We start from the raw sequence: 17,755 nt of genomic DNA, 5'->3' as shown, positions 1-17,755 counted from the left end.
TCCTGCAGACTCACAGCCATGACTGAAGACTTCGAAGTCCCCAGCCCGCACGAAAAGCATCTGGAACACACGACCGAACACGCCCATGCCCGCGGGGACAGTTTCGCCAGCAAGATAGCGGTGATGACGGCGATCATGGCAACCATCGGTGCCATGCTCAGCTACCAGGCGGGTTCCACGGAAAGCGAAGCGGCCATGGACAAGAACAACGCCGCCATCAAGAAAACCGAAGCCTCCAACGAGTGGAATTACTACCAGGCTAAATCCAGCCGACAAAACCTCTCTGAACTGGCGATTCACATTCCCGGCCTCGACGCCGCGCACTACACCGCCGAAGCGCAACGCTACAAGACCGAAAAAGAAGCAGTGCGCAAGAAAGCGGAAGAACTCGAAGCAGAAGCTCGCGCGTGGGATGCAAAATCAGAATTGGTATTGCACCAGCATCACCGCTGGGCGCAGGCAATGACGGCGATTCAGATTGCCATATCGCTGGCGGCAATCACCTTGTTGACGCGCAAGGAATGGCTGAAACGGGTTGCGTACAGTGCAGCGGGCATTAGTATCGTGTTGGGTTCGCTGGCGTGGTTGCATCTATAAGTGTTTTGAGGGGACGACATCAGGTCATCCCCTTCGACCCGACTTTTTGACAAGCGGGCGGGCAGGCAATCAATAAACAATCGTGACCAGAACAGCCAGCCAAAGCAGCGGTGCGCGCATCCCGCATCACTCCAACGTCAATTCATAAGGCATGAATTACAAACAGTCGTGCACCGACTTCATCAGAGCGCGGGATTTGGCCCACGGCGGGCCTTGATACAGCGATATGCGGCTCCCATTCTTGTACTTCACGATATCCAGCGTCTCATCGGCCGTCACTACGCTTGGCGCAGTAATCCTGTAGCCGTTTGAAATCGTAGTCTGGGTGGTTTTAGGGATCTCGCGCTGCCAGGCCGGCAGAACGCACTGGGCGTAATCCTTGGGAACCTTGGCAGTGATCTCGCTGACATTCGGTTCACCCGGCACCAAAGAGGCCGGCAAAGAGCACCCCGCCAACGCTGCAACTGCAAGCGCACCTATCAAAACTCGCATAATTGTTCCCTGCAATAAAATGTGGCAAATGTAACGCGAGGCCGGGTAGACATCCAGCGTAATTAAGAGAACGCACTGTTGCATAATTGAGAACAAATCTATCGAAAAGGAACGTTTTCGTACGTTTCTGAAAGTCGCTCTGCTCCTTTTCGCAAACCCCGCCACGCGTGGGCTTTCTGTTATCTGCTCTTCCCTCGCACACCAATGCCTCAGCCCTGAGGATATTTGGCGTGCACCGCCGAACTCGACTTTACTTTTATTGATGCACCCAAGAGTTTCTTCACGACACTCACTTTCGGGAGCCCTGTCATGAACACCCCTGTATTCGCACTGGTCGTCGTGCTGTCCGCGGTGGCTGGATGCAGCTCCGAGACATCGGTCTATCGAGAGCAACCGCTGGTCGCAAAGGTAGAAATGGGCATGAGCAAGGATCAAGTCCAGCAAATCGGCGGCAAGCCTTTATCAATCAGTGATCGCACCGTCGAGCCCGGCACCTGTTTTGACTATATGCTTGCGCAAGCTGACCAAAAGCACACGTTCAATGTCAGTTTTGATGGTCGAGGCAAAGTCGACCACAAGAGCTTTATGACGTGCGCGGAATGGAGTCATGTGCAGCAAAAGGCCAGAGAGCCATCCAGCGGCATGGGCGGCGGGATGGGCGGTGGCGGTTATTAGCGCATGACGCTCCCTTGTCCTCACGGGGTTCTGCCCTATAAAGCCCCAAAATGACGCCCCCAATCTTTTTTCAACCATCAAAATACCCCCCTTGACTGCATTGGGAGTCAGGGGAGGGATCGAACAAGACAGTGTGAGCGTGATTGACACATAGACATTCACAAGGCGTCATCCCGGTTTCAATTTCTGCCTCCTTCCCCCGACATCAGATCAACAGTATTTCGTCGCAGAGTCATTGACGCGCCCCTTTTTGGGGCGTGGAATATTCTGGATCTGTTGACGTTTGGTGGCGAGCCGGGTTGCGATGCCCTGCGTCAAATGGGCTGCCGTCGCGGTCATCACAAAACATCAATAATCCCTGATGCAACAGATGTCGGGAGGATTTCCACATGGCTAAAATTAATGTTCTAGCTGGTGATTTTCTTCATGGAGTGGGGGCGTACGAATCCGGTGTTGTCAGTATCGAGACAGCGCTCTATCCGTGGCCTGGTATCAATGTCCCGGTTACCGATATCAAACATATCAACGTCGTCAACCAAACCCCGATCGCGCTGACACAATGCCCTTCCGGAATGGGCTTGGCCGCTGCGATGGCTTTAGCACCCACTTGGTCCGTGACAGACACCGCCATGACCCGGGCTGATGCAGAAGTAACGTTCTGGATTGAGCTCAGCGATGGCAGGAAAATGCTCTGCCTGACAGATATTGCCACCTATCGGCGCCTGGAAGCGGGATGCTCGCGGCCCACTTCGGGACTCAACCAGGAGGAAAGCTGAAAATGACCAACTCCGTGAAGAAAATGCAAATCCATACCGAAGACAAAGCCAGTCAGGCGCCGGTAACGACTGACCTTTGGCGCCCTCTGTGTTGCCGCTGACCGAAAACTGACCCAGTAAAGGCTGTTCTGCCGACTGAAAACTGACCCAGGTGTTCAACTGCTTCTGCTCGCTTTCCGAGCAGGAGAACACAGGGTGATCAGCATGGAAATGTTGGGAAAAATCCGGCGGATGTACTTCCGCGACAAGCTCTCGCTGCACCAGATAGCCAAGCGTACCGGGCTGTCGAGAAACACCATCCGAAAATGGGTCAGAGCACCCGAAGCCACCCAGCCGGCGTACCAACGGTGCGCAACCTTCAACAAACTCAGTCCATTTCACGAGACGCTGGAGCAGGCGCTCAAGGCCGATTCGTTTCGGGCAAAGCACAATCGCAGAAGTGCCAAAGCACTCTTCGAACAGATCAAGGCCGAGGGGTACGACGGCGGCTACAGCCAGCTCACCGCCTTCATACGCTCGTGGCGCGGCGAGCAAGGCAAGTCTTTACGGGCCTTTGTGCCGCTGACCTTTGCACTCGGGGAGGCCTTTCAATTCGACTGGAGCGAAGAAGGTCTGCTGATCGGCGGCCTGTTCCGACGCATCCAGGTCTCCCATATGAAGCTGTGCGCCAGTCGCGCATTTTGGTTGGTTGCGTATCCCAGCCAAGGCCACGAGATGTTGTTCGATGCCCATACCCGCTCGTTTGGCGCGTTAGGTGGGGTGCCGCGTCGCGGCATCTACGACAACATGAAGACCGCTGTCGACAAGGTCAACAAGGGTAAGGGGCGCACGGTCAATGCCCGGTTTGCCGTGATGTGCGCGCACTACCTGTTCGACCCGGACTTCTGCAACGTGGCCTCCGGCTGGGAAAAAGGCATCGTTGAAAAGAACGTCCAAGACAGCCGACGGCGCATCTGGCTCGATGCTCAAAACTGCATGTTCCACACCTTCGAGGAATTGAATGCCTGGCTCGGCCAACGCTGCCGTGCGCTCTGGGACGAACTGGTGCACCCGCAGTACAACGGGCTGACCGTGGCGGACGTCCTGGAACTGGAACGGGTGGAAATGATGCCCATGCCGACTGCCTTTGATGGCTACGTCGAGCGCACCGTTCGGGTCTCCAGCACCTGTCTGATCAGCGTGGCGCGAAATCGCTATTCGGTGCCGTGTGAGCGGGTCGGCCAATGGGTCAGCAGCCGTCTGTATCCTTCTCGGGTGGTTGTCATCGCCGATGAAACGACGATTGCCAGTCACGAGCGCCTGTTTGATCGAGATCAGGTCAGTTTCGACTGGCAGCATTACATCCCGCTTATCGAGCGCAAGCCCGGAGCGCTGCGCAATGGCGCTCCGTTTGCTGATCTGCCGAAGCCTTTGCAACTGCTAAAACGCGGTCTGAGGCGTCACACCAATGGTGATCGAATCATGACGCAGGTACTGGCGGCTGTCCCCATCGCCGGGCTCGATGCCGTGTTGGTGGCTGTGGAGTTGGTACTTGAATCAGGCAGCTTGAGTGCTGACCACATCCTGAATGTCCTGGCTCGACTGACATCGACAGCAGCCCCTCCGTCCGCCGAAACCAGCCTGCAACTCAAGATAGCGCCTGTCGCCAATACGGCACGCTACGACCGGCTCCGTACCACCGATGAGGAGACTCGCAATGCGTGATCTTATGGCGGAACTCAAAGAACTGCGTCTGCATGGCATGGCCAGCGCCTGGGAAGAACTGGCCTCGCAAGGCGAAGCCTCAACGACCTCGTCGAAATGGCTACTTGAGCATCTTCTCCAACAAGAACATGCGGATCGAGCGGTGCGCTCAGTGAACCACCAGATGAACATGGCCAAACTCCCCATGCATCGTGATTTGGCCGGCTTCGACTTTAGCGCTTCCAGCGCAGACGCTCGCTTGGTCAGGGATCTGTCCAACCTGGAGTTCACCGATACCGCGCAGAATGTCGTATTCATCGGCGGGCCTGGAACAGGCAAAACACACCTCGCCACCGCCTTGGCCGTGTCCGGGATCACGACACATCACAAACGCGTGCGCTTCTACTCCACGGTGGATCTGGTCAATCTGCTGGAGCGCGAAAAGTACGACGGCAAGACGGGCCGCATCGCTCAAGGGCTGTTACGCACAGACCTGGTGATACTCGATGAACTGGGGTATTTGCCTTTCAGTCAGAGCGGTGGTGCCCTGTTATTTCACTTGCTGTCCAAGCTGTACGAGCACACCAGCGTGGTGATCACCACCAACCTCAGCTTCTCGGAATGGTCGAGTGTGTTTGGTGACGCCAAGATGACCACGGCGTTGCTGGATCGGCTGACACACCACTGCCACATCGTCGAAACGGGCAACGAGTCCTACCGCCTGCAACACAGCAGCTTGGTCGCCCAGACGAAGATCAAATCACGTGAACGAAAGCGCAAAGACGAGGATGGTGCCGAGGACGATGAGTTGTTTTGATCCGCACCGAAAATACCCTGCCGCATGCCCACATGCGGTGGGGCTTAATGCCTTTTCCACCGGGACACGACTGCTAAGCTTATCCACAATTGCTGATGCCAAATCAGCAATCCGCCCTGGGTCAATTTTCAATCGGCAGGGTGGGTCAGTTTTCAATCAGCGCCGACAAGACCACGGCCTCCAGGTCATCCAGGGTAATACCCTCGGCATCAGGGCAATACTGAATCGCCTGGGCCGGAAATGCCGCATCGTGCCGCACGCGGGTGAAACGTTCTTCCTGGGCAGCTGCAACCGGGACACCCTCTTTCACCAAGGCGGCAGCACTGTTGTGATAGAAGGCAGAGATCGCTAAAACGTAAATAGCCATTTAAACGAGCATCCTCTTGGCATCATGCCAATACATGGAATCCCTTTCGCCAACACATCTACTGGCGTCTCGGTAACTCTTGCTTTTATAAACACCTTCAAGACCACCACTCGCCGAACGGCAAGCTTTTCAATACCGGTATCAATGACACCACCAGCACCAGGCTCATGGTGATATTGAACGCCTTCAAACGCTGCGGGTGAGTCAAGAAGCGCCGCAGGTATTGCCCAAAAAACACCCAGACCATCGAGCACGGCGAGCCGAACAAAAAGAACAGCAGCGCGATCAGCAAAATCTGAAAACCGTAGGCATCGACCGGCGAGGTATACGTCAACACCGCACCCACCGCCATCACCCAAGCCTTGGGGTTGACCCACTGAAACAATGCCGCACGGGTGAAGCCCAAGGGCTTTCCAGACTTGTCGTTAAGGTCCACTGTCGGCGCGCTGGCGATCTGGTAGGCCAGGTACAACAGGTACAGCGCACCCACCACCTGCAACACATCGTGAAGCCTGGGGTACTGTCGAAAAATCGCCCCGGCCCCCGCCCCGACGGCAATCAGCATCAATGGAAAACCGATGTTGATCCCCGCCACATGGCGCATCGTGCGCCCGATGCCAAAGTTCGCTCCCGACGACATCAACATGACGTTGTTAGGCCCCGGCGTGACGCAGGTGGCGATGACAAACAAAATGATCGAGTAGTAATCGAGGGTTTGCATCGTCACGCCCTTATCAACGGTAATCTTCCAGCGTCCCGCGCCGACGGACGTCGACCGACACGTCCAGGCCCCCAAATGGCTCGTTCAAATCCAGCCGCCGGATGTCCAACGGCAGGCTTTTTCAGCCATCTGCGGAGTGAGTGTCATCCTTGCCGTCATGCCGCCTTCATCCTCATTGGTAATCGCTGACCATGTACCGGAAGCGTTCTAAGCTGCTGCCAGACGTCTGAATTTGTAGGATTTTTCCCAAGACATGGGGTGCCGCCTTGGAATTTTGCGACTAACGTCTTGACTGGACATTCGTGCACCCTAGGAGAACTATCATCCCAAGGTATCTGGGTGTATTGCAGATACAGCGCCGGCTATTTTTTTTAATACAGTTGGCTTTTTTTGGCGAAAAATACTTCAAAACAAGTCCAATCTGTAGCTTCTTAAGCTACAGATGACGCGCTACAGTCAGAGCCATGACTCTCATCTGAACCTCGCCGAATTCTTCAGCAGCCACATCGAGCAGGGCCTTTATGGGCCAGGCGAGCGCCTGCCCTCTGTGCGCACGCTAAGCCAGGAACACCGCGTCAGCCTGACCACCGTGCAACAGGCCTATCGCGTACTTGAATGTTCGGGGCTGGCAATGCCGCGCCCCAAGTCCGGTTACTTCGTGCCGACCGGCCGACGCATGCCGGAACTGTCGTAGATGGGCCGCCCGACCTTGCGGCCGGTGGACATTTCCCAGTGGGACATGGTGCAGGAGCTGATGCGCTTCGAACAAAGCGCCAGCGTCGTGCAGCTGGGTTGCGGCATGCCCGACGACCGCCTGCGATCGGTCCGGGGCGCGCTCGACCGAAGCGCTGGCAAAAATGGTGAATTCATCACCGTAAGAAGGTCCTGCGGCCCTTATTGCAGACAAGTCAGCTCGCCCTCCGGGCAGAAGCGGGACCGTGTTTGCTGCGCGACAGCGCGGCGTCGAAGACGGGGGCGCAATCTCCGACAAAACGGCTTTCGCCGCGGATTTTCCCGGGAAGGATTTGTTGGGAACAGCGCCGAAAAAAGCCCTGTCTCTCATTGAGAGACAGGGCTTTTTTAAATCGCAGACAGGGTGTGCACCTGGATCGTGGGGACGATCAAAAAATCACGCGGTACGATGCTGCTCGAGCATTAAACGTACCGCGAGCCCCGCCAGCACAAACCCCATAAAGTAGCGCTGCACCGCCAGCCACAATGGGTTGTGGACGAACCACGCGGCAATCCCGGAGGCGAACAGCGCAATCAGCAGGTTGACCGAAAAGCTTACGCTGATCTGGGTCAACCCGAGGACGATACTCTGGGTGAACACTGAACCGTGCTCGGGGTTGATGAACTGGGGAAACACCGACAGGTAGAACACCGCGATTTTCGGGTTCAGGGCGCTGGTGAGAAACCCCATCAGGATCAGTTTCTTCGACGAGTCCGGCGGCAGTTGCTGGGCCTCGAACGGCGAGCGGGCCCCAGGTTTGAGCGCTTGCCAGGCCAGCCACCCCAGGTACAGCGCACCGGCCCACTTCAGCACTTCATAAGCCATCGGTACGGCGAGGAACACTGCCGTCAAACCTGCGGCGGCGGCAAATAGATGCACGAAGAAACCCGCCACCACCCCCAGCAAAGAGGTGATGCCAGCCCTGCGGCCCTGGCAGATCGAGCGGGAAATCAGGTAGATCATGTTCGGCCCGGGCGTGAGTACCATGAGCAGCGCGGCAGCAACGAACACGACTAAGTCTTGAGTGGGAATCATGGGGCAGTCCTTTGTCCTCTGGAGATCCGCTCGATGGCGATAGCTCGAATGATGATGGCTAGGCTACCGATGCGCAACCCAGAAGTCACGAACGGTGAGCGCGGGTCGTTGGGCACCGAGTTTTTGTTAGCGGTGATGTAGGGGGTGACGATCATCGAAGAGATCGAACATCTGCTGCATGGAGTCGAGTTTTTTGGAGAGCCTGGTCCTTTGTGCCCGTTCGTATCCAGATTGGGTTTGGATGATCTCGAAAGCTGGCTTGTCAGTACGCTCAATAGACTGAACGAGAGGGTGGGGAACAGAAACTGCAGAATGCAAAAAGGCCCCATAAATGGGGCCTTTAAGTTTAAATGTGGCGGTGAAGGAGTCCGCTATTTTAGCGTATTTATAAGTCCAGCGACGCTCAAGAAGATCTATAAAACCTCCATAAAAACATACAGTTGACGTAGATATTTTCTTTTGTGGTCCAGGCGTGACTACGGGAAGCCAGGGTCCAAGGTATGGGCTGGAGTATGGGCTGGCATTCATTTAGATTGAGTCATCATCCTTTCAAAGAGGAAGTGAGTGATGGCATCTCTGACGACGAAAGCGGTAGAAAAAATAGTCAGATCGGGGCTCCCCGGAATGACCAACGATGGTGACGGCCTCTACTTGAAACTCGGCCGTACCGGTGGGGCAAGTTGGATCTTCCGCTACAAGCTTGCTGGCAAGAGCCGAGACATGGGACTGGGCAGGCACCCCGAAGTAAGTCTTGCGGCAGCTCGTGAGAAAGCAGCAGAAGCCAGAAAGCTGAGTAAGTCTGGCGTCGATCCGCTTACCAGTCGGGATGAGGAGATGGAACGGCAACGGCTGGAGAAAGAAGCTGAACGTTTAGCTCAGGATGCAGCCAGGGCCAAAGCAACCACTTTCAAAGAGGTTGCTCTCGACTACATTGCTGCCCACAGGGCGGGCTGGAAAAATGCCAAGCATGCCCAGCAGTGGGAGAACACTCTGGCGACTTATGCGTTCAAGGTCATAGGCGATCTTCCGACGCAGGAAATAGGCATTGAGCATGTGCTGAAAATCCTCAAACCGATTTGGACAGTAATACCCGAAACCGCCAGCCGTTTGCGAAACCGTATCGAACTGGTACTCGATGCAGCAAAGGCCAGAGGGCTGCGCGATGGAGAAAACCCCGCGCGATGGCGTGGACACCTGGACAAACTGCTACCACCTCGCGCAAAAGTGCGAGCTGTGAAACATCACGCAGCAATGTCGTGGACAGAGCTTCCCGCCTTCATGGCGCCCCTTGGGAAAGCAAATGATCTGAGCTCTAAAGCATTGCGCTTTACCATCCTGACTGCCTGCCGAACCAGTGAGGTGCTTGAATCGACGTGGGCAGAGATCGACGTGGCAGCAAGGGTACCCGGTCGAAGCACTCGGGGATCTGTTGGGCCCTGCGGTCGAACGACTGGCCGAGGTGATCGGCGTGCCCTGCGCCATGGCCGCGCAATCGGTGCTGGCCAGCGCTGCCCTGGTGAGCCAGGGTCATGCCAATGTCCAACTCGACGGTCGAACCTATCCGCTGTCCCTCTACCTACTGACGGTGGCGTCTTCGGGTGATCGCAAAAGCGCGGTGGATCACCTGGCACTGAAGGCGGCGCGCGAGTGGGAACGACAGCAGTGGACCCTGTATGAGGAAAAGCTCAAAGCCTATCGCGCCGCTACCAGCATCATGGCCAAACCCAAAACCTCAAAGACAATCTCCGGGGCGGAAGGCGGCGAGCTGTCCGAGCCGGTACCACCGAGACTGATCATTGCCGAGCCCACCATTGAGGCCCTTGTCAAAAGCCTGTGCCATGGCTTGCCCAGCATGGGCTTGTTCAATGATGAAGGTGGCCAATTTTTGGGTAGCAGCACCATGAGCAAAGAGAATCTGCTCAAGGCAATCACCACCTTGTCGATGCTGTGGGATGGCAGCCCGATCGACCGGGCCCGCTCCATGGCCGGAGAAAGCCTGCGCGCCTATGATCGCCGCCTCAGCCTGCACCTGATGCTGCAGCCCTACCTGGCCAACCAACTGTTCAAAGACCCGGTGATCAATGGCCAAGGCATCCTCGGCCGTTGCCTGATCAGTTGGCCCGAGCGCCTGGCCGGCCAGCGACTCTACAAGGCGATCGACCTGACCCGAGATGCCAACGTCCAGCGCTACCAACAGCGGATCACCGCCCTGCTGCAAAAGCCCTGGTCGCTTCACAAGGATGGCTCACTCAATCCCCCCACGCTGGAGCTGACTCCCCGCGCTCGTCGGGCCTGGATTGATATTCACGACACCATCGAGTGCCAGTCTGGCGAGTTCGGCGAGCTGGCCGGCGTCCAACCTGTCGCGGGCAAGGCCGCGGCGAATGTACTGCGTATCGCGGGCGTGCTGGCCATGGTTGAAGAGGCCAGTGCGTTGGACGAAGCACACATCCAGCGCGCCTCCACGTTGATGGATTACTACCTGGCCGAGATTCAGCGCCTGACCGAACAGGAGCCGGTCAATAGCCGACGCGAGGAAGCGGATCGACTGCTGCGCTGGGCGAACAGCAACACGACCGGGTGGCCGTGATTATCCTGTTGGCCCGAACAACCGGTATGCGCCTGCGCGAAGCGATCCTGATCGACAGGCGCGGCAACAGATCAGTCATGAGCTCGGGCATAACCGGATCGATGTGGTGTCGGCCTACATTGGAGGTCGAGCGTGAACAAACCCTTCGATATGGCGCTGTTCCTGAGCGGTGTACTGACCGGCTCGCAGGTCACGCAGCAACGCCATCTGCGGCAAGCCCGAATCATGCAAGCGGCCATTCAACAGCGATGGCAGCGAGACAATCCCTGGACCTGGCAGCTCAAGCATGTGCGCTGGTTTCTCACTCAGCACCTGAAAGACCACTCCGACGCCACCCGGTATTACTACCGACTTACCGCCCTATTGGTCTGGAAACGATTAGGGAACGGCCGAGAATTGCCGATCTGACGCTCGACTAGTCGTGGGTAGGTGGCCCTCCAGTCTCACTTGTCCGCCTTCAACTATCTCAGTGTGGATATTTTCTTGGTGAATGAATCCACTCGAAAACACCGCCACAAAGGCAAAAAACAACCCAAACCGGTTAGTCGTGACAGGCCGAAAACGACCGATTGTGTTGAAAAAGTCGACCCGGCTTGGCTAGCCATGTATTGAACGGTGAAAACGCCGTTTTTGCACGCTGCTACGTCAAATCTGAGCACTTGAACCTACTGCGCAAAACACAGATTTCAATCTCAGACGCGTACTTTTCTGTCGTGGAATATAAGCCGACTTTTTCAACAGAATCGACCAAAAGCAGTCATTGGCCGCGTGCGAGGTTCGCACTCTTTTCCGTATAGATAACCTATGCAAACTGCTTATATGTCGTATCTCAATCATAGATTTCACTGATTGCATTAGGGGGGCTATTGTTAATCCATCAGATAAACAAACAGCGCCTGGCCCCTTTGGCTCGGCTATTCCTTGAACAGGAGACTAAGCATGACTGTGCAACGTGTTCTTATTACAGCAGGTGCCGGCGGTATCGGCCGTGCCATTGTCCAAGCGTTCATGGCCAAAGGCGCCAAGGTTTTTGTTTGCGACATTGATGCCGATGGTTTAACAAGGCTCGAAGTGGACTTTCCAGGCGTGAAATCCACGCTGTGCGACATATCCAGTCTCGCTGACATTGAAAAAATGGTGGCCTTGGCAGCTCAAACCCTGGGCGGGTTGGACGTGCTCATCAACAACGCCGGTATCGCCGGACCTACCGCGCCGGTAGATCAGCTGGATCCGGCTGATTGGGCCAAGGTCGTGCAAATCAACCTCAATGGCACGTTCAACGTGACCCACTTCGCGATTCCTCACCTGAAGAAATCCGCTGCTGGTTCGATCATCAACATGTCCTCGGTCTCGGGCCGTTTCGGTTACCCGAACCGCAGCGCCTATTCCACGACCAAGTGGGGCCTGATCGGGTTCACCAAGACCCTGTCGATCGAACTGGGCGCCGACAATATTCGCGTCAACGCCATTCTGCCGGGCGCCGTAGATGGCCCACGCTTCCAGAACGTGCTCAAGGGCCGTGCGCAACTGAGCGGTCGGAGCATCGAAGAAGAGACTGTTGCGGCGTTGGGCACCCAATCGATCAAGCACCTGGTCAACCCGAACCATATCGCCGATCTGGCGTTCTTCCTCGCCTCGCCAAGCGGTGAGTCGATTTCCGGTCAGATGCTGCCGATCGACTGCGACATGCAACACACTTCCTGAGGATAAAGACCATGAGCATGAAACTGCGCGACCAATTGATCGGCGCCTGGAAACTGAACTCCTATGTCGAAACACCGGTAGACGGTTCCGAACCTTTTTATCCGATGGGCGAGAAGCCAATGGGCATCATCATGTACACGCCGGACGGCTACATGTCCGCGCAACTGATGAAGCCAGAAGGCCGCGATAACTTCGCCATCAATGACTTCTACGAAGGCACCCTGGAAGAATACAAAGCCGCTGGTTCTACCTATATCGCCTACACCGGCCCGTTCAAGGTCGATGAAGAAAAACGCACCCTGACCCACAGCATGTTCATCTCGCTGTTCCCCAACTGGATGGGCCAGACCCAGCCTCGCGTCGTGAGCCTGGAAGGTGACGTCCTGACCCTGGGCACTGCAAGCCCCATCAATTCCAAAGGCAAGACCGTCAATTCGAAACTGGTATGGCACCGCGCCAAACCTGAATAACGGTAGCGCCCCGCACGTTTTTTTTCATCGCCGGCTGCCCTCCCGAGGGCAGTCAGTGAATATTTAGAGTGGTTTTCGTAATGCACCGAATAGTGATTGTGGGTGGCGGTGCCGGCGGGCTGGAATTGGCCACCCGACTCGGTCGCACCCTGGGCAAGAAGCGCAAGGCACGCGTGACATTAGTCGACGCGCACCTGACGCACATCTGGAAACCGTTGCTGCACGAGGTGGCCACGGGGTCATTGAACAGCACTGACAACGAACTCAACTACGTGGCCCAGGCTAACTGGAATCACTTCGAGTTTCAGATTGGCCGGCTCAACGGGCTGGATCGCGAGACCCGGCGGATCAGCCTTTCGGCGACGCTCGATGAACAAGGCAATGAGCTGGTGCCTGCACGCACGATGAGCTACGACAGCCTGGTCATTGCCGTGGGCAGCGTGACCAATGACTTTGGTACAAAAGGCGCCGCCGAGCACTGCATTTTCCTCGATGACCCCAAACAGGCCCTGAACCTGCACCGCAAACTGCTGAGTCACTATCTCAGCGCCCATGCGCGCCAGGAAACGGGCGACCACCTCAATGTGGCCATTGTCGGCGCGGGCGCCACCGGTGTCGAACTGGCGGCGGAGCTGCACAATGCTGCACAGGAATTGGCCGCTTACGGACTCAACAGCATCGAGCCGCAGAACATGCGGATCAATCTGATCGAAGCCGGCCCCCGAGTGTTGCCCGCCCTGCCTGAGCGCATCGGTTCGGCCGTACTGCGTGAACTGGAAAAGCTCGGTGTCATGGTGCGCACCTCATCACCGGTCAAGGCAATCACGGATGATGGCATGGTCATCGCCGATGGCACCTTCGTTCCGGCGACCTTGAAAGTCTGGGCCGCGGGTATCCGCGCGCCGGCCTTCCTGAAGGACATCGATGGTCTTGAGACCAATCGAATCAATCAATTGGTGGTCAAGCAAAATCTGCAAACCAGCCGCGACGAAAACATCTTTGCCCTGGGTGATTGCGCAGCTTGCCCAATGGGCGATGGCAGCGATAAAAACGTACCACCACGGGCACAAACCGCGCACCAGCAGGCAACGCTGTTGGCCACTTCCCTCAAGAATCGGCTGGAAGGAAAACCCATCGCCGACTACCAGTACAAGGACTACGGTTCGCTGGTCTCGCTGGCGAAATTCAGTGCCGTGGGCAACCTGATGGGCAGTTTGATGGGCAGCGTGAAAGTAGAAGGCTGGTTGGCGCGAATGTTCTACATTTCGCTGTACCGCATGCACCAGATGGCGCTCTACGGTATGTTCCGCACCGGCTTGCTGATGCTCAGCGATCGCATCGGGCGCAAGACCAATCCAAGAATGAAGTTGCACTGAAGCATTGTTACTGGAGAGGCGCATGGAACTGAGCGATATCGATTTGAATCTCCTAGTCTCCCTCGAGGTCTTGCTCCAGGAGTGCAATGTCACGCATGCGGCCCAACGCTTGAACATTAGTCAACCGGCCCTGTCTGCCCAGTTGGCCCGGTTGCGCCTGGCGTTCAACGATCCCCTGCTGATGCCTGCCGAACGAGGCCGGGGCATGACGCCCACGGCCATGGGACATTCGCTGAAGGAGCCGCTGAGCACGGCGCTGAAAGGCCTCAAGCAATTGGTCAGATTTCAGCCCAGTTTTGACCCGAAGCTGGACTCGCGACTGTTCAATATAGCCGCCAGCGACAATGCCATGATCGCACTGGGCACCCCTTTGCTGACCAAACTGCAAACCTTTTCCCCGCAAACGCTGCGCTTCATTTTTGGCCAGCCACAGAAGGACCAGATTGCGACACAGTTTGAACGCGGCGAGATTGATTTGTTGATCGATGACGTGCGTTTGATTCCTCAAAACATGAAAAGCCGAACGCTCTTTCGCAGTGGCTTCGTCATGGCTCAACGCCAAGGCCATCCAAGAGGCTTGGCGCCGCTGGATCTCGAGACGTATTGCTCACTTCAGCACCTGCTGGTATCGAGCGACACCGGCAACCCGCAAGGCTACATGGACGAATACCTTTCGACTTTGCAACGCAGCCGCAACGTATTCGTCACCCTCCCCCAACTGTCGCTCGTACCGAGGACGCTGCAAAGCGGCAATCTAGTGTGCACCCTGCCCGCTTCGCTGCTTGTCCACTTCGCTGATGGCCTGGATCTTTTTGAGCTACCGTTCACCGTACCCGAGTACGTTTTGAGCGTAGCCTGGCACCCCCGAAACCACTATGACCCCGGCGTCACCTGGCTCAGGGAACTGATCCTCGAGATTGCATCGGTTTAATAGTGTTGCTCAGTACATCATGTGCGGCAGGCCAAAGAACTTGTCCAGGCTGATGTTCAGTTGCAGCCCGAGTACCAGCGTATTGGGAATATCCTGAGGCGACGTCGGGGTGTACCGAGTGTCAGGATTGAAGGTGTACTGGATGTTGGGTAGCACCACCACCCCCGGCGATACATGAATCCCATAGTTCAACTCGACAATTTCTTCATGGGAAGAAACGTTGGAGTGACCGCCCCCCACGCTTCGCATGCCCGAAAGATAATCGACCTCTTTGCCGCTGAAGCGGATTTGTGAAACGGCCAGCCCGATCGTGTCCTCGTCGCGACCTTCGAAGGTGCCGGTTTTCACCAGCCCGCCCTTGACCGTGTATTGAATCGCCTCGGAGTCGTCGAAGTTGTAATAGACACTGCCAAAGGCCGCGAGGTTACGCCGCGATGAGGCATCAGGACGTAGCAGGACTTGTCCTCCTGTCAGGTAAATGGCCGTTTCACCTCGCTGGGTCTTGGGACTGCCTCCATGCCTCCAGCGCTCCTGCCCTTCGGTGTTGAGCAACACATCGTTACGCCGGGCATCCAGATAGGACACCCCTAAACGGTAGTAACGAGGCTTTACTTCATCATTGAAGTGAGTCTCATAGCCCGTCTCGGCCAGGTAATTGGTGCCGTGGATATGTTGGGTACCGAGATCAAACAAACCGGTGCGATCGTCGAAGGTCGTGTCATCCGCCACAAACGCGCCTGCCTGCACATAGGTTCGGGGGGCAGGGCTGAACTTGACGCGCCCACCCCATGACGACACCGGCGCCACTGCGGTTCCCGTACTTTGCGGGAAGCCGTACAGCACGCCGCAGAAGGCATGACTCATGAACTGGCAGGTGAGTTCGGACTGAGCAAAATAAGGCAATGCACCCATGCGCCCGACGATCACATTCAGGTCATTGTCATGGAGCAGGGAAAATCGTTGTTCCAGTGTCAGGTTCAGGAACCGCACCAGATTGAAAGGCGCGAAGTTTTCCTGAGAGTCGACGCCACCGCCAATGTACTCGGTGTTCAAACCTTTGCTGTGCAAGGCAATGACCGTCCAGTGCAGCGCGGCCTGGTTCCATCCCAGCATTTTTTGCAGATCAAGATCCATACCGACGGTGGCGTACTCGGAGGCCGTTACGCCCTTGCGTAGACCACCGGTGACGTTGCCGGCGATTTCTTCATTGAATCCTGCACGAAAATACATCCCTTTTTCGGCCGCATCTTCAAAAAAAAGCTTCGTCGACGATCCCATCAGTTGCCCATTGTCGGCGAGCCCCTTGCGAACTGGGGCTGCCTGGGTTGACGGGTCGGCCAGGGTCATCGGCTCCGCCCATGCCTGGATACAACTGGATGCCGCTAACGAGATGAACAAATAAGAAAGAGGCTTGAACGCAGCCTGGGAACGCACACACAAACGCATGACGATTGATTCTCGAAATATCCGGAGGCAGCCGAAGCTGTGAGACGGAGAACGCTGAACTGGATTGAACCGTTCACCCGCGCCGGTCGGCACCGGGTGAATAATGGGCGCCTTCAAGCCTGAGCCTTGCTCCAGTTGGAAAGGTTGCGACTCAGCAGGATGGCCAATGCGGTTCCGACCAGGCAAATGACAATCGCGATGCTGAATGCGTCGCTGAAATCGCCGTTGTTCTGGGCCGCCATCGAGGCGCCAAGACGAGGACCTACCGTGGCGGCAATGGCATAGCCGGTAAACATGATGCCGTAGTTGACACCGAAGTAACGGGCACCGAAACGCTGCGAAACCAGAGAGGGGAAAACCCCCATTACGCCCCCGAACGATACGCCGATGCCACAGATGGCAATGACGAAGCCCAGGGTTGATGTCGCATTGATCAACAACAGCAACATCAGCGCGACCAGGATGAAAATGATCACCAGGGCATTCGGACAGCCGATCCGGTCAGACACCGAGCCCCAGATAAAGCGACCTGCCGCATTGCTCGCTGCATAGAAGCCCACGTAGAGCGCCGCTGCACTCGAGGTGATGGCGAACATGTTTTGCCCCACTTGAGAGGCGTTGGCGGCGATCATCAAGCCGGACACGGCACCCGCTGCCATCAGGCTCAGCATCAGATAGAACATCGGGCTGCCGAGCATCTGTTTCCAGTCGGAGATTGGCGTCTCTTTGCCGGTCTTGACCGGTGGCGTCCATCCGGCTGGACGGTAGTCGTTAGGTGCCGTGCGAGAAATCACGCCACAGATGACCGCGATTACGATAAAACCGATACCCAGTGTGCGCACGGTCGACAGCACACCCTGACTGTCAATCATGGTTTGAGCCAGCGGTGCAGAGATCAACGCCGCCGCGCCATTGCCGGCCGTGACCAGACCTGTCGCCATGCCACGCTTGTCCGGGAAGTAACGCGTCGCATTACCCAGCGCACCGGCATAAGCCACCGACATACCCACGCCGCCCACCACGCCATAGCCCAGGTACAAGCCTGTCAGCGAAGAGAAATAGCCCATGCCCACGTAAGCCAGACCAAAAAGGACACCACCGACCAGGATCGCTTCACGCGCGTAACCCTTGTCGACGATCTTGCCGGCGATGATCATCGGGATCGGGCATACAGCGGTGCTGATGGTGAAGGCCAGGGAGATATCTTGCGCCGTCCAGCCTCGTGCCAGGGCAAGGGGCCCTGCCAGTACGCTGAAGGCATAGATAGAACCCGTGCACAGTAAAATCAGTACTGCCGCGGCAATGTTTATCCAGCGGTTGGCTGTCATGTTGACGTCCTCTC

16 protein-coding genes and 4 pseudogenes are annotated in these 17,755 nt (G+C 56.6%); 13 read left to right on the top strand and 7 right to left on the bottom strand.

What is annotated here, in order from left to right; genetic code table 11:
- Positions 1 to 18 precede the first annotated feature (18 nt).
- A complete protein-coding gene (locus HK44_RS03745; RefSeq protein WP_019689423.1) occupies positions 19 to 597 on the top strand; it encodes a DUF4337 domain-containing protein in 579 nt (192 codons plus the stop codon).
- 156 nt (positions 598 to 753) lie between these two features.
- Here HK44_RS03745 and HK44_RS03740 read toward each other — a convergent pair whose 3' ends face one another.
- Positions 754 to 1,089 carry a hypothetical protein gene (locus HK44_RS03740; protein WP_024264732.1) on the bottom strand — a complete coding sequence of 112 codons (336 nt, stop codon included), beginning with the start codon at positions 1,087 to 1,089 and terminating at the stop codon, positions 754 to 756.
- A 309-nt stretch (positions 1,090 to 1,398) separates the two neighbouring features.
- Between HK44_RS03740 and osmE the strand changes: the two genes are divergently transcribed.
- The 4 genes from osmE (at position 1,399) to istB (ending at position 5,040) form a co-directional block, all read left to right on the top strand.
- A complete protein-coding gene (osmE, locus tag HK44_RS03735; RefSeq protein ID WP_019689421.1) occupies positions 1,399 to 1,764 on the top strand; it encodes an osmotically-inducible lipoprotein OsmE in 366 nt (121 codons plus the stop codon).
- Between the two features lie 389 nt (positions 1,765 to 2,153).
- Positions 2,154 to 2,540, top strand: a complete 387-nt coding sequence (locus HK44_RS03730; protein WP_019689420.1) for a hypothetical protein — start codon at positions 2,154 to 2,156, stop codon at positions 2,538 to 2,540.
- 204 nt (positions 2,541 to 2,744) lie between these two features.
- Positions 2,745 to 4,244, top strand: a complete 1,500-nt coding sequence (istA, locus tag HK44_RS03725; RefSeq protein ID WP_141651662.1) for an IS21-like element ISPpu27 family transposase — start codon at positions 2,745 to 2,747, stop codon at positions 4,242 to 4,244.
- Entirely contained in the window at positions 4,237 to 5,040 is an 804-nt protein-coding gene (gene istB / locus HK44_RS03720) for an IS21-like element helper ATPase IstB (protein ID WP_024264730.1), read from the top strand. Before istA ends, istB begins: the two co-directional genes overlap by 8 nt.
- Before the next feature lie 145 nt (positions 5,041 to 5,185).
- Here istB and HK44_RS03715 read toward each other — a convergent pair whose 3' ends face one another.
- Positions 5,186 to 5,407 (bottom strand): carbamoyltransferase N-terminal domain-containing protein, encoded by a 222-nt coding sequence (locus tag HK44_RS03715; protein WP_024264729.1) that lies wholly within the window; start codon positions 5,405 to 5,407, stop codon positions 5,186 to 5,188.
- Between the two features lie 97 nt (positions 5,408 to 5,504).
- On the bottom strand, positions 5,505 to 6,128 hold the full coding sequence (locus HK44_RS03710) for a LysE family translocator (protein WP_019689419.1): 624 nt from the start codon (positions 6,126 to 6,128) through the stop codon (positions 5,505 to 5,507).
- Between the two features lie 442 nt (positions 6,129 to 6,570).
- Between HK44_RS03710 and HK44_RS03705 the strand changes: the two are divergent.
- A pseudogene (locus tag HK44_RS03705) lies at positions 6,571 to 6,936 on the top strand (GntR family transcriptional regulator); the annotation flags it as partial.
- Between the two features lie 321 nt (positions 6,937 to 7,257).
- On the opposite strand, the gene HK44_RS03700 reads toward HK44_RS03705, so the two are convergent.
- The gene (locus HK44_RS03700; RefSeq protein WP_019689417.1) at positions 7,258 to 7,896 is read right to left on the bottom strand and encodes a LysE family translocator; all 639 of its coding nucleotides are present in this window, start codon (positions 7,894 to 7,896) and stop codon (positions 7,258 to 7,260) included.
- Between the two features lie 44 nt (positions 7,897 to 7,940).
- Positions 7,941 to 8,036 (bottom strand): annotated as a pseudogene (locus tag HK44_RS29590) (hypothetical protein); the annotation flags it as partial.
- Between the two features lie 427 nt (positions 8,037 to 8,463).
- Here HK44_RS29590 and HK44_RS30385 point away from each other — a divergent pair.
- The 7 genes and pseudogenes from HK44_RS30385 to HK44_RS03660 all read left to right on the top strand — a co-directional run.
- A pseudogene (locus tag HK44_RS30385) lies at positions 8,464 to 9,078 on the top strand (tyrosine-type recombinase/integrase); the annotation flags it as partial.
- 172 nt (positions 9,079 to 9,250) lie between these two features.
- A pseudogene (locus tag HK44_RS03685) lies at positions 9,251 to 10,456 on the top strand (YfjI family protein); the annotation flags it as partial.
- A gap of 162 nt (positions 10,457 to 10,618) precedes the next feature.
- Positions 10,619 to 10,894 (top strand): hypothetical protein, encoded by a 276-nt coding sequence (locus HK44_RS03680; protein WP_019689413.1) that lies wholly within the window; start codon positions 10,619 to 10,621, stop codon positions 10,892 to 10,894.
- A gap of 531 nt (positions 10,895 to 11,425) precedes the next feature.
- A complete protein-coding gene (locus HK44_RS03675; protein WP_019689412.1) occupies positions 11,426 to 12,190 on the top strand; it encodes an SDR family oxidoreductase in 765 nt (254 codons plus the stop codon).
- 11 nt (positions 12,191 to 12,201) lie between these two features.
- Positions 12,202 to 12,660, top strand: a complete 459-nt coding sequence (locus HK44_RS03670; RefSeq protein ID WP_019689411.1) for a lipocalin-like domain-containing protein — start codon at positions 12,202 to 12,204, stop codon at positions 12,658 to 12,660.
- Between the two features lie 80 nt (positions 12,661 to 12,740).
- Positions 12,741 to 14,036: an NAD(P)/FAD-dependent oxidoreductase gene (locus HK44_RS03665; RefSeq protein WP_019689410.1), complete on the top strand. Its 1,296-nt coding sequence runs from the start codon at positions 12,741 to 12,743 to the stop codon at positions 14,034 to 14,036.
- 22 nt (positions 14,037 to 14,058) lie between these two features.
- Positions 14,059 to 14,967 carry a LysR family transcriptional regulator gene (locus HK44_RS03660; RefSeq protein WP_019689409.1) on the top strand — a complete coding sequence of 303 codons (909 nt, stop codon included), beginning with the start codon at positions 14,059 to 14,061 and terminating at the stop codon, positions 14,965 to 14,967.
- Between the two features lie 9 nt (positions 14,968 to 14,976).
- On the opposite strand, the gene HK44_RS03655 is transcribed toward HK44_RS03660, so the two are convergent.
- Together HK44_RS03655 and HK44_RS03650 are read right to left on the bottom strand one after the other, a co-directional pair.
- Entirely contained in the window at positions 14,977 to 16,530 is a 1,554-nt protein-coding gene (locus HK44_RS03655; protein ID WP_141651660.1) for a carbohydrate porin, read from the bottom strand.
- A complete protein-coding gene (locus HK44_RS03650) occupies positions 16,527 to 17,741 on the bottom strand; it encodes an L-lactate MFS transporter (protein WP_033865260.1) in 1,215 nt (404 codons plus the stop codon). Before HK44_RS03650 ends, HK44_RS03655 begins: the two co-directional genes overlap by 4 nt.
- Between the last annotated feature and the right edge of the window lie 14 nt (positions 17,742 to 17,755).

Origin of the sequence: Pseudomonas fluorescens HK44 (genome assembly GCF_000217955.3) — a bacterium.
Classification (GTDB): domain Bacteria; phylum Pseudomonadota; class Gammaproteobacteria; order Pseudomonadales; family Pseudomonadaceae; genus Aquipseudomonas; species Aquipseudomonas fluorescens_AQ.
Note: the sequence above shows the minus strand (reverse complement) of the source record. Positions and strands in the feature narration are given on the sequence as shown.

What these genes read in the sequence shown, in the direction of transcription:
- HK44_RS03745 (WP_019689423.1), top strand. Translation starts at nt 19, where the DNA reads ATGACTGAAGACTTCGAAGTCCCCAGCCCGCACGAAAAGCATCTGGAA.
- HK44_RS03710 (WP_019689419.1), bottom strand. Translation starts at nt 6,128, where the DNA reads ATGCAAACCCTCGATTACTACTCGATCATTTTGTTTGTCATCGCCACC.
- HK44_RS03740 (WP_024264732.1), bottom strand. Translation starts at nt 1,089, where the DNA reads ATGCGAGTTTTGATAGGTGCGCTTGCAGTTGCAGCGTTGGCGGGGTGC.
- istA (WP_141651662.1), top strand. Translation starts at nt 2,745, where the DNA reads ATGGAAATGTTGGGAAAAATCCGGCGGATGTACTTCCGCGACAAGCTC.
- HK44_RS03715 (WP_024264729.1), bottom strand. Translation starts at nt 5,407, where the DNA reads ATGGCTATTTACGTTTTAGCGATCTCTGCCTTCTATCACAACAGTGCT.
- HK44_RS03675 (WP_019689412.1), top strand. Translation starts at nt 11,426, where the DNA reads ATGACTGTGCAACGTGTTCTTATTACAGCAGGTGCCGGCGGTATCGGC.
- osmE (WP_019689421.1), top strand. Translation starts at nt 1,399, where the DNA reads ATGAACACCCCTGTATTCGCACTGGTCGTCGTGCTGTCCGCGGTGGCT.
- HK44_RS03730 (WP_019689420.1), top strand. Translation starts at nt 2,154, where the DNA reads ATGGCTAAAATTAATGTTCTAGCTGGTGATTTTCTTCATGGAGTGGGG.
- istB (WP_024264730.1), top strand. Translation starts at nt 4,237, where the DNA reads ATGCGTGATCTTATGGCGGAACTCAAAGAACTGCGTCTGCATGGCATG.
- HK44_RS03665 (WP_019689410.1), top strand. Translation starts at nt 12,741, where the DNA reads ATGCACCGAATAGTGATTGTGGGTGGCGGTGCCGGCGGGCTGGAATTG.
- HK44_RS03700 (WP_019689417.1), bottom strand. Translation starts at nt 7,896, where the DNA reads ATGATTCCCACTCAAGACTTAGTCGTGTTCGTTGCTGCCGCGCTGCTC.
- HK44_RS03650 (WP_033865260.1), bottom strand. Translation starts at nt 17,741, where the DNA reads ATGACAGCCAACCGCTGGATAAACATTGCCGCGGCAGTACTGATTTTA.
- HK44_RS03660 (WP_019689409.1), top strand. Translation starts at nt 14,059, where the DNA reads ATGGAACTGAGCGATATCGATTTGAATCTCCTAGTCTCCCTCGAGGTC.
- HK44_RS03670 (WP_019689411.1), top strand. Translation starts at nt 12,202, where the DNA reads ATGAGCATGAAACTGCGCGACCAATTGATCGGCGCCTGGAAACTGAAC.